This is a genomic window from Bacteroidales bacterium (genome assembly GCA_021648725.1).
Taxonomy (GTDB): Bacteria; Bacteroidota; Bacteroidia; order Bacteroidales; family JAADGE01; genus JAADGE01.
In genome coordinates, this window is the sequence record JAKISF010000054.1 from 1 (window position 1) to 11,688 (window position 11,688).

At 31.8% G+C, this 11,688-nt stretch carries 8 protein-coding genes; 6 read left to right on the plus strand and 2 right to left on the minus strand.

The genetic code is table 11. From position 1 onward, the window contains the following. Positions 1-236: 236 nt before the first annotated feature. Together L3J35_13360 and L3J35_13365 are read right to left on the minus strand one after the other, a co-directional pair. On the minus strand, positions 237-2,000 hold the full coding sequence (locus L3J35_13360; protein MCF6367172.1) for a long-chain fatty acid--CoA ligase: 1,764 nt from the start codon (positions 1,998-2,000) through the stop codon (positions 237-239). A 233-nt stretch (positions 2,001-2,233) separates the two neighbouring features. Next, complete coding sequence (locus L3J35_13365; protein MCF6367173.1) at positions 2,234-4,021, minus strand: long-chain fatty acid--CoA ligase; 1,788 nt, start codon at positions 4,019-4,021, stop codon at positions 2,234-2,236. A 168-nt stretch (positions 4,022-4,189) separates the two neighbouring features. On the opposite strand from L3J35_13365, the gene L3J35_13370 reads away from it, so the two are divergent. The 6 genes from L3J35_13370 to pyrI all read left to right on the plus strand — a co-directional run bounded on the left by L3J35_13370 (position 4,190) and on the right by pyrI (position 11,413). Then, positions 4,190-5,848 carry a glycerol-3-phosphate dehydrogenase/oxidase gene (locus tag L3J35_13370; protein MCF6367174.1) on the plus strand — a complete coding sequence of 553 codons (1,659 nt, stop codon included), beginning with the start codon at positions 4,190-4,192 and terminating at the stop codon, positions 5,846-5,848. A gap of 205 nt (positions 5,849-6,053) precedes the next feature. Then, positions 6,054-7,106, plus strand: a complete 1,053-nt coding sequence (locus L3J35_13375; protein MCF6367175.1) for a quinone-dependent dihydroorotate dehydrogenase — start codon at positions 6,054-6,056, stop codon at positions 7,104-7,106. Then, entirely contained in the window at positions 7,081-8,343 is a 1,263-nt protein-coding gene (locus L3J35_13380) for a dihydroorotase family protein (GenBank protein ID MCF6367176.1), read from the plus strand. The genes L3J35_13375 and L3J35_13380 overlap by 26 nt, the downstream gene beginning before the upstream one ends. A gap of 22 nt (positions 8,344-8,365) precedes the next feature. After that, the gene (gene pyrF / locus L3J35_13385; protein MCF6367177.1) at positions 8,366-9,730 is read left to right on the plus strand and encodes an orotidine-5'-phosphate decarboxylase; all 1,365 of its coding nucleotides are present in this window, start codon (positions 8,366-8,368) and stop codon (positions 9,728-9,730) included. A gap of 261 nt (positions 9,731-9,991) precedes the next feature. Then, the gene (pyrB, locus tag L3J35_13390; protein ID MCF6367178.1) at positions 9,992-10,897 is read left to right on the plus strand and encodes an aspartate carbamoyltransferase; all 906 of its coding nucleotides are present in this window, start codon (positions 9,992-9,994) and stop codon (positions 10,895-10,897) included. Positions 10,898-10,954: 57 nt separating this feature from the next. Continuing rightward, complete coding sequence (gene pyrI / locus L3J35_13395; GenBank protein ID MCF6367179.1) at positions 10,955-11,413, plus strand: aspartate carbamoyltransferase regulatory subunit; 459 nt, start codon at positions 10,955-10,957, stop codon at positions 11,411-11,413. Positions 11,414-11,688: the final 275 nt, after the last annotated feature.

The window sequence follows — 11,688 nt, forward strand, 5'->3', positions numbered from 1 at the left end:
AAGCCCAACAACGCTTTTTTTTGAACTTTTCATAAAACAAAAAAAGTTTATTGAAACTGATTTCAACAAACTTTCTTCTTTCTCATTGTTTACATAGTGTACAGAACTCTTTACCAACTATTTTTGATCATTAAACCGTTTTACAAAGAAAATTTTCCTGAAACAGAAAAAATCAGCTTTTATTAAGCTGATTTTTTGTTTTTTAATCAAGATAAAACGTACAAAAGCAGTTGTTGTTAATCTTCATTATATAAAGATTCTATTTCTTGTAGGTATTTTTCTGTAAGGAAATCTCGCTTCAGCTTTAAAGTCGGAGAAAGTTCTCCTGTGTCAGGTCCCCATTCTTTGTTAACAAGAACAAATTTTTTGATTGCCATTGATTCATCTATATCTAAATTCAACTCATCAATTTCACGTTGAATTTTATTTAAAACCTCTTCATTTTTAATTAAGTCTTCGTTATTATCTATATTTATTTCATGTCTTTTTGCCCACTCTTTTAAATATTCAAAATTCGGACTGATAACAGCAGAACAAAACCTTTCATTTTCTCCGACAACCATTAATTGCTCAATAAACGGTGTTTCTTTCATTATGTTTTCAACTAATTGAGGTGCAACATATTTACCGGTTGACAGTTTAAAAAGTTCTTTTTTCCTGCCGGTAATTTTAAGAATCCCGTTATTTAACTCTCCCATATCTCCGGTATGAAACCAACCGTCTTTATCTATAGCTTCACTTGTTCTGTCTTTATCTTTGTAATAACCTTTCATTAAACAAGGTCCTTTGAATAGTATTTCGCCGTCTTGTGCAATTTTTACTTCGGAAGTTTTGTGTAACTGACCTACTGTACCGGCACGTATGTTTCCTATTCTGTTTACGGATATAACAGGCGAAGTTTCTGTTAATCCGTATCCTTCGATAATAGGTATTTTTGCTGCACCAAATACTCTTGCAAGCCTTGGTTGCAATGCCGCTCCTCCTGAAACAATAACTTTTATTTCTCCTCCGAGTGCTTCCCTCCATTTTGAAAAAACAAGTTTATTGTCTAATGCAAGTTTTGCCTTAAAAAAGATATTTTGTGATTTGTAATCTTCATATTTTTGACCGGTACGTAAAGAACTAAAAAACAGTCCCTTTTTAATTCCTTTTAAGTTAAGTCCCTTTGCATATATTTTATCATAAATTTTTTCCAACAACCTCGGAACAGACGCAAAAACGTGTGGTTTTATATCTTTTATATCATCAACTAATGTTTCAACACTTTCTGCATAATAAATCTCCATACCTTCACAAACATACAGTAAATTCATCATTCTTTCAAATACATGATTTATGGGAAGAAAACTTATTGCTTTTTCAACACCCTCGGGAACGGCATCTCTTGATGCGATAACATTACTTACAATATTTTTATGGGTCAACATTACTCCTTTTGGTGTCCCTGTTGTTCCTGACGTGTAAATAATTGAGCTAATGTCACCTTCCTTAACATCAGCCGTCATTTGTTGAATTTTTCCGCTGTTTTTCTCAAATTCATTTTCGCCTATATCCAAAAGTTCTCCAAAATTGTGAGCACCCTCAACCTTATCAAAGGTAAATACATGCTCAATTGTTTCGATATCAGGCAAAAAATGCTTAACTTGATTATAAAGTTCCTTAGATGATATTAAAAGAACTTTTGCATCAGAATGAGCAAAAATATGAGAATAGCCTTTATCATTTAATGTCGGGTACACAGGAACATGAATAATTCCGATTTGTGCCATTCCGAAATCTGCAATATTCCATTCAGGACGATTATTAGAAATACTTACAATTTTATCTCCTTTTTTAAGCCCCAGTTCAATTAATGCAGAACTGAAAAAATTTGATTTCTGTTTAATTGTATTTGTACTGAAATATTCCCACTTTCCGTTTCTTTTCACATTAAATGCGTTTTCTTTCGGAAAGGTTTCTAAAGCAATGTCTAAAAAATCAAATGTCCTTTTTACTTCCATCGGCTACTTTTTTTGTTTATTATATCAAAACTGTGTTTCGTAATTATTCCGGGCATTTATTATTCTACGGTTTAATTTAGAAAAAGGTTGCGTTTTTTATCTAATTATAAAAGAAAATAAATGTACATATATAAAAATAGTTTATTTTTTGGTTAAAGTCAAGTTTATTCGACAGTTTTTAATAAAAAGGGTTGCTTAAAATTTTAAGCAACCCTTTTTATTAAAATTTTCGGTTATTTTGCCAAGAATCCTTCGTCATCCGAGTATCCGTATAAATAATCTAATTTTATTTTATAATTTTTCACTAAAATCCTCCTTTTTAATTTCAACGTGGGGGAAAGTTCTCCTGTTTCAGGTGTCCACTCTTCACAAACTAATGAAAATTTTTTAATTTGCATTGCATTGTCAAGCTTGTAATTCTTCTTTTCAATTTCTTCCTCATATTTTTCAATTACTTCTTTATTGGTAATTAAATCAATGTTTTCCTTAAAACTGATGTTATGCCTTGATGCCCAATTATGAAGATGTTCAAATGCGGGACAAACAATAGCTGCAGTATATTTTTCAGCATCACCTACAACCATAAGTTGCTCAATAAAAGGAGATTCCTTAATTTTATTTTCAACAAGCTCAGGGGCAACATATTTTCCCGTTGAAAGTTTAAAAATCTCTTTGGTTCTTCCGGTTATTTTTAAGATTCTGCCGTTTAATTCACCGGTGTCACCTGTGTGAAACCAACCGTCAGCATCGATTGCTTCCTTTGTTTTTGCCTCATCTTTATAGTATCCGGGCATTAAATTCGGACCTTTAAATAAAATTTCACCGTCATTTGCAATTTTCACTTCACAAGACTTTAATAACTCTCCGACAGTTCCGGCTTGCACCTCTCCCAGTCTGTTTACAGCAATTACCGGTGCAGTTTCAGATAATCCGTACCCTTCCAAAACAGGAATGCCCGCAGCACCAAATACTCTTGCCAGCCTTGGCTGTAATGCTGCTCCACCGGAAACAACAGCTTTAATATTTCCTCCGAGAGCCTCTCTCCATTTAACAAAAATTAATTTATTTGCTAATTTTAATTTCGCATTATAAATTGCTCCTTGGTCTTTTGTTTCGTCATATTTTTGTCCGAGTTTTAATGCCCAAAAGAATAAACTTTTCTTAATTCCGGATAATTCCAAGCCTTTATTATAAATACTGTCATATACCTTTTCAAAAATTCGAGGAACAGCAGCAAACATATGCGGTTTAATTTCTTGAATGTTCGGAACAATTGTTTCCATGCTTTCTGCATAATAAATGCTTATACCCATATAGGTGTACAAATAGTTAAGCATTCGTTCAAAAACATGGTTTAAAGGTAAGAAGCTGAGAGTTGTTTCAGCATCTTTCGGAACGGCAACTTCAGATTCAATTACATTGCTTACAAAGTTTTTATGAGTCATCATAACACCTTTTGACAAACCTGTTGTTCCGGATGTGTAAATAATAGAACTCAAATCATTTTCTTTTACGGCATTTCTCATTTTTGTTAATGTCCCGGCATGTTTTTCTTTATTTTTTTCACCGAGTTCAATAATTTCTTTAAGGCTCGGAATTCCGTCTGTCTCGTCAATTGTGTAAACTTTTTGAATTTCTTTTATTTTATTTGCAATAGGATTAATAAAATCATATCTTTCTTTTGAAGAAATTATCAGCATCTTAGAATCGGAATGAGAAAGTACGTGTTCATATTCCGTTTCTCCGATTGTAGGGTAAACCGGCACATGAACAACTCCTATTTGTTCCATTCCTATATCAATAATATTCCATTCGGGTCTGTTATTAGAAACCGTTGCAAGTTTTTCGCCCTTTTTAAAACCGAGTTCAATCAGTCCGTAACTGAATAAATCTGCCTGCCTTTTTATAAAGTCAGTACTGTATTTTTCCCACTTACCGTTTCTTTTTACGGAAAAAGCATCGTCTTTTGGGTGGTTTTCTAATGCATAATCGATAAAATCAAAAGTTCTTTTTATGGTCATTGTATTAAATATTAAGTTAAAAAACATATCAAAATTATTAAATATATTTAGTTATCAAAATTTATTTTTAAAGCATAAAAATGTTGAATAATAACAGACGAACTTTCAGGAAAACAAAAAAGAAAATATCTTTGTATTAAATATTTTATATTTAAATAAATAAGAATAATGAAACTATCTTTAAAAAACAGAGATTTTCAAATAAAACAGCTTCTTGAAAACAAATCGGACCTTTTAATAATAGGCGGCGGAATTACAGGAGCAGGTATTGCTCTTGATGCATCTTCGAGAGGTATAAAAACAGGACTTCTGGAAATGCAGGATTTTGCAGCAGGAACAAGCAGCAGATCAACAAAACTTGTACACGGAGGGTTAAGGTATTTGGAACATTTAGAACTGGGACTTGTAAGAGAGGTGGGAAGAGAAAGAGAAATTGTTCATACAAATGCAGCACATATTGTTATTCCCGAAAAAATGATTTTACCTATTATTGAAGACGGAAACCTTGGTGAATTTACGACCTCAATAGCATTATATGTATATGATTATTTGGCAGGTGTAAAAAAAGAAGAAAACAGAAGAATGTTAAGCCGAAAAGAAACAATTGAAAAAGTTCCGTTAATTGACAGCGACCTGCTGAAATCGGGAGCATTGTATTATGAGTATAAAACTGATGATTCAAGATTAACCATAGAAGTTTTAAAAAAAGCAACGGAATTCGGTGCTAATTTATTGAACTATGCCAAAGTAGATTCTTTTATTTATGAAAAGAATAAAGTTATCGGTGTTACATTTACGGATGTTATTTCAAATAAAAAATACAAAGTGTTTGCAAAAAACATTGTTAATGCCACAGGGCCGTGGGTTGATAAATTACGAGGCAAGGATAGTTCGTTAAAGGGAAAGAGAATACATCACACAAAAGGAATTCATATTGTTATTGAGAAGAAAAAATTTCCTTTAAATCATGCAATTTATTTTGATACAGGAGATAAAAGAATGGTGTTTGCAATTCCGAGAGAAGATATTATTTATATAGGAACAACTGATACTGACTATAGTGAAGGGCTTGAAAATCCGACAATTACAAAAAAAGATGTTGGATATTTATTAAAAAACGTAAACAGAATTGCACCGAAGGCAAATATTAAATATGAGGATGTACAATCGGCATGGTCGGGTTTAAGACCTTTGATACACGAGGAAGGGAAAGACCCTTCGGAATTATCAAGAAAAGATGAAATTTTTCATTCGGATACCGGCTTAATATCAATTGCAGGAGGAAAGCTGACAGGATATCGAATAATGGCAAAAAACATTGTTAAAATTGTTGCAAAACGTTTGGCAAAATTTGAAAACAGAGAATTTGTAAAATGTCAAACAAAAAACATGAGATTATCGGGAGGCGAATTTCCTTTTTACCCTGAAAAACACAAGCTTATTGAATATGCCGACATGAAATATGATGAAGCAAAGCAAACAGGAATATCAACGTCAAATTTCAAAACTTTGTTTTACCGATACGGAACAAATATTGATTATGTTACAAATAAGGCTTATGATTATTATAATGAATGCAAAGACACAAAAATTGCTTGGTTAAAAGCCGAAATTTGGTATTGTGTTAATTTTGAAGCAGCAACTTCACTTGCCGATTTTTTTATAAGACGAACAGGTATGATTTTCTTCTATATAAAAGAGATTTACCCGATATTGGACGAAACGGCAAATTTTATGTCCGAACTTTTGGACTGGAATAAAGAAACAAAACAAAAATATATTAACGAATTTAATGATGACTTAAAAAGAGCAACTGTTTTTGAATAGTTTATTTGCAATCCTGTTCACTATTTGTGAAAATAAGCGTTTTTATAACATGTTTTTTTATTAACAACTATAACTAAATCAATTATACTTTGACAAAGTTTTACCGCCAACCGCCCTTAATAAAAACACAACAATTCCGTTAATAAAATATTAAAACTTGCCCTTACATAATTGTTTAAATATTATCTTTGTAAAAAAATAGGAAATGTATAAACTTATTGTTCGACCTGTTTTATTTCTTTTTAATCCTGAAAATGTTCACGGATTACTTATCAATCTCTTAAAACTTCTCAATATAATTCCCGGTATGAAAGCCCTTTTAAGGGTTTTTTTTATGTCAAATAATGAAGCCTTAAAAAGAACCGTCTTCGGAATTGAATTTAAAAACCCTGTCGGGTTGGCTGCCGGTTTTGATAAAAACGCAGAAGTTTTTGATGTGCTTGACGGTTTCGGCTTTTCATTTGTCGAAATAGGAACTGTTACACCGCTCGGGCAAAAAGGAAACCCTAAACCCCGACTTTTCAGGCTAAAAAAAGATAAAGCAATTATTAACCGAATGGGGTTTAATAACAACGGTTTAGTTGCTGCAATAAAAAAACTTAAAAAAAGAAAAGGGAAAATAATTGTCGGAGGAAATATCGGTAAAAATACTGCAACATCAAACGAAGATGCAAACAATGACTATATAAAGTGTTTTAATGGTTTACACCCTTATGTAGATTACTTTACGGTTAACGTAAGTTGTCCGAATGTTTGCAATTTAACAGAATTGCAAGACAAAGACCTTCTCTGCGATTTATTAACAAGCCTTAAAAAAATAAACTCAGAAAAAACCAAACAGAAACCAATTTTATTAAAAATATCACCCGATTTATCCTTTCCGCAAATTGATGATACCCTCGAAATTATTAAAAAAACCGGAATAGACGGAATAGTTGCCGTAAACACAACAACTTCAAGAGAAAATTTAACATATTCCGATGAACATATAAAAAAAATTGCAAACGGGGGCTTAAGCGGCAAACCTTTAAAAAATCGTTCAACCGAAATTATTAAATATATTTCCAAAAAAACAAAGGGTAAACTTCCGATAATAGGTGTCGGAGGAATAATAAACGCAAATGATGCAATTGAAAAACTAAATGCGGGAGCATCTCTTGTACAGGCATATACAGGGTTTATATATGAAGGAGCTTCAATAGTGAAAAAAATAAACAAAGCAATTATAAAATATGCTAACACTTCTGAAAAATTGTAATATTAATAATGAAATACAAAATCTTTTAATTAAGGACAGAATTATTTCATATATCGGAAAAAATATTCCTGCCTGCGATAATGAAATTGATATTAATAACCGGTTTGTAATTCCCGGAATAATTGACCCCCATGTACATGTCAGAGATTTACAACAAGCCGAAAAGGAAGATTGGACAACTGTTTCCGCGGCCGCACTGAGAGGAGGTGTTACAACAATTTTTGATATGCCTAACACAAGACCGCCCACTGTAAATTTAAAATATCTTAACTTAAAAAGAGAAAAAGCAAAGCTTTCCCAAATTAATTATAAATTTAATGTTGCAGCAACTTCTCAAAACATTCCTGAACTTATTAAAATTTTGAAAACCAAACCGGAAGATGTTGCGGCTCTGAAATTATTTCTTGCCGGTTCAAATTCAAACGAATTTGTTGGTGGCATTGAAATTATTAAGCAAATATTTGATATTTCGCTAAAATATGATTTGCCTGTAATTGTTCATACCGAACTGCAAAAATGTATTGAAAATTATTCTGCAAAAATTAATAATCCTACCGTTAATAATCATAACTTTATGCGTAATCGCGAATGTTCAATAAAAGGAACGGAACTGTTAATTAATATTACAAAAGAAGTCGGAAACAAATTATATTTGGCACATACCTCAACAGCCGAAGAAATTGATTTAGTGATGCAAAATAAAGATAAATGTAATGTGTTTTGCGAAACATCTCCGCATCACTTATTAATTAATGAAGAAATATTAGAAAAAGCCGGCAACTTCGGAAAAGTTAATCCGCCTTTACGAACAAAAAAAGATAACGACCGAATTTTACAAGGAATAATTGAAGGAACGGTTGATACAATAGCAACTGACCATGCTCCGCATAAAAGAAACGAAAAATTAAAAAATTATACGGAAGCTCCTTCCGGTTTCCCCGGTTTAGAAACTTCATTACCTTTGCTCTTAAATGAAGTTAGTAAAGGAAGTTTCCGTTTAGAAAAACTTATTGAAATAACATCTTTAAACAGTTCAAAAATATTTAAACTGAAAAGCAGGGGAAAAATTGAAGAAGGTTATTTTGCAGATTTAGCAATTATAGATTTAAACAAAACTTGGAAAATAGAAGCCGAAAACTTTAATACAAAAGCTAAATATTCACCCTACGAAGGAACGGCAGGAAAAGGAGATGTTATAATGACATTTGTTAACGGAGAATTGAAATATAAAAATTAAAACAACTAAAATAAATATCACAATGACAAAAGAACTGTTTATACTGAAATTGCATGATATAGGTGCAATTAAATTCGGAGAGTTTACCTTAAAAAGCGGACATAAATCCCCCTTCTACTTTGATTTAAGAGATATGATTTCGCATCCCGAAATACTTTCCGGTATTGTTGATTTACTGGTTGACGAAGTTCAAGATTTAGATTTTGACTATGTTACCGGAATTCCCTACACGGCATTGCCGATTGCAACACTCGTAGCAGATATTTTGGATAAACCCTTAATTTATATCCGAAAAGAAGAAAAAGCATACGGAACTAAAAATAGCATTATCGGAAAGTTTGAAGAAGGAAATAAATGTCTCGTTATTGACGATTTAATCACAACAGGAGAAAGTCTTTTTGAAACTGCCGAAAAATTCAGAAAAGAAGGTCTTGAAATTATTGATTTTGCCGTTATTATTGACAGAAGCAACAATATTTCCGAAAAAATTAAGAAAACAGGGTGCAAACTTCACAGTTTAATAAAATTAGATGAGATTACTAAAATTTTAAAAACCGCAAACAGAATTACAAAAGCACAAGCATCTAATATTAAAAAATTTACAAACAGCATAAGCCCTTCAAAGTCAACAGAAAAAAGTATCGAAAATCATTTAACTAAAATATTGAAAAATAAAATTAAAGATAAAAAAACAAACATCATTTTATCTCTTGATGTTGATAATCAAAAAGATTTTTTTGATTATCTTGAAAAAACAGCAGAGCATATTGTAATGGTAAAAACACATGTTGATATTTTAAAAGATTTTGACAAAAGTTTCATTACAAAACTTAAAGAATACTCAATTACACACAACTTCTTAATTTTTGAAGACCGAAAATTTGCCGACATAGGAAATACCGTAAAAAAACAATACCGAAACGGAATATACAGAATAAAAGATTGGGCAAGCTTCATTACCGTTCATGCAATTCCGGGCGAAGGAATTATGCAAGGACTTTTTGAAAACATTGATAACAAAAGTTCATTTTTATTAGCAAAAATGTCTTCAAAAGGGAATTTAATGAACGATACATACACACGAAATGTTTTTAATATCGGCGAAAAATATGCCGAAAACGTAAGCGGATATATATGTCATGCAAATACAAAAGAAGAATTAAGAAAACTTAAAAATAAAATTCCGAAAGGGCAATTAATGTTAATGCCGGGAGTAAAATTAGAAAAAGGAAAAGATGCAACAGGGCAACAATACACAACAGTTGAAGATGCAATGGAAGGCGGAGCAGATTGTATAATTATAGGCAGAGGAATTATTGAAAGTGATAATCCGACAAAAACCGCAAAAGAATACAGAGACAGGGCTTGGAAGGCGTATAACAGTTAAGCTTTGTTTGCTTAAGTGTTTATTTGGTAAATTGTTTTTAAGGTTTAATATAAAATAAGTAATATAATTTTAAATTTATGAGACTTTATTCTTTTGAGAAACTTAATGTTTGGAACTTATCAAGAAAATTAACAAAAAATATTTATAAAATCAGCAAAGACCTTTAATTGAAGGTATAGGCAATAAACTCAACAAACTCAGAGAGACACAAACTGCAAGAGGAAAAAACAGATAGACAAATCACCAAATAAACATTTAAAAATGAAAAACCTAATTTCAATGCGAGATGTCAGCAGTAATGATATACTGAAACTGATTGACTTAGCAGCAAAAATTGAAAATAAAAAAATAAATGTTGATATGACCGGCAAATTAGCAGCTTTGCTATTTTTTGAACCGTCAACTCGCACACACTTTTCTTTTGAAACAGCCGTAAAAAAACTCGGAGGAAATACATTTTCCATATCTGGGACAAGCTCAACATCCGTAAAAAAAGGCGAAACTTTAAGCGATACGCTTATGACAATAAGCATGTATGCCGATATAATTGTTATGAGACATGTTATTGAAGGTGCTGCTAGATTTGCTGCCGAAACCGTAAACATTCCCGTAATTAATGCAGGCGACGGAACAAATCAACATCCTACGCAAGCTATGCTTGACCTTTATTCCGTTCAAAAAACACAAGGAACTTTAAAAAACTTAACAATAGGAATGGTAGGAGATTTAAGACTCGGCAGAACGGTACATTCTCTGGCACAGGCTCTTTCAGACTTTAATCCGAAGTTTTACTTTGCTTCTCCCCGACACTTGCAAATGCCTAATTACATAAAAGACGATTTAGATAAAAAAGGCATTGAATATAATGAAATTGAAGACATCAAAGAAGTTATGCCTGAGCTTGATATTATGTATGTTACAAGAATTCAAAAAGAAAGATTTGCCGTTTTGGAAGATTACGAAAAAGTAAAAGATTCATATATTATTACCAAAAAATTATTAGAAGGCGTAAAAAACAACTTCAAAGTTTTGCATCCGCTGCCTCGTGTTAACGAAATAACCACCGAAGTTGACGATACCGAATATGCATATTATTTTCAACAAGCAAAAAACGGAGTGTTTATGCGACAAGCAATTATCACAACTTTATTGAATTTAAAATATTAAATAAAAAATCTGCAGCAAAAAATTATAACTGATAACACCTAAAAAAGAAATAAAGAGATGAACAAAGAAAAACTAAAGGTTGACCCCATAAAAAACGGAACCGTTATAGACCACATAACAGCCGGAAAAGCCCTTCAAGTTGCAGAGATTTTAAATATCGGAAGTTCAAAAAGAGAAATTATGGTCGGTATTAATTTATCAAGCAAAAAAATGGGAAAGAAAGATATTATTAAAATTGAAAATCGTGAAATTTCAAAAGAAGAAGCAAACAGCATTGCTCTTATATCACCTACGGCAACCCTTATTATTATTGACGATTATAAAGTTGTAAAGAAATTCGGCATTGATATTCCCAAAGAAATTAAGCAACATATTATTTGCCCTAATTCAAATTGCATTACAAATATTGAACAGGTGCAAACACGTTTTGAGCTGGCAGGCAAATTTCCGGTTGAAGTTCGATGTGCTTATTGCGAAAAAAAATATTTTATCGAAGAGGTCGGGTTTAGTTTTTAACCCGGGACGATATAAGAAAAAAGATTTTTGCAGGTGTAATAAAATTAAGGATTTGGTATTTTCACCCGAAATTATAAAACACTCGAAATATTCTTTTGTTTTCTCGGTAATGTGGTCAAAAATAGTTGGTGATTTTGTGAAAAGTATTGGCTATGGTTTAAATATTCTGTGATTTAATAAACATTGCATAATTAACTTCAATATTTTGATATTTCAGATAGCCTGTCGGGTCAAGAGCACTATTAATCATTTCCTTGATAATATCAACTCCCTTA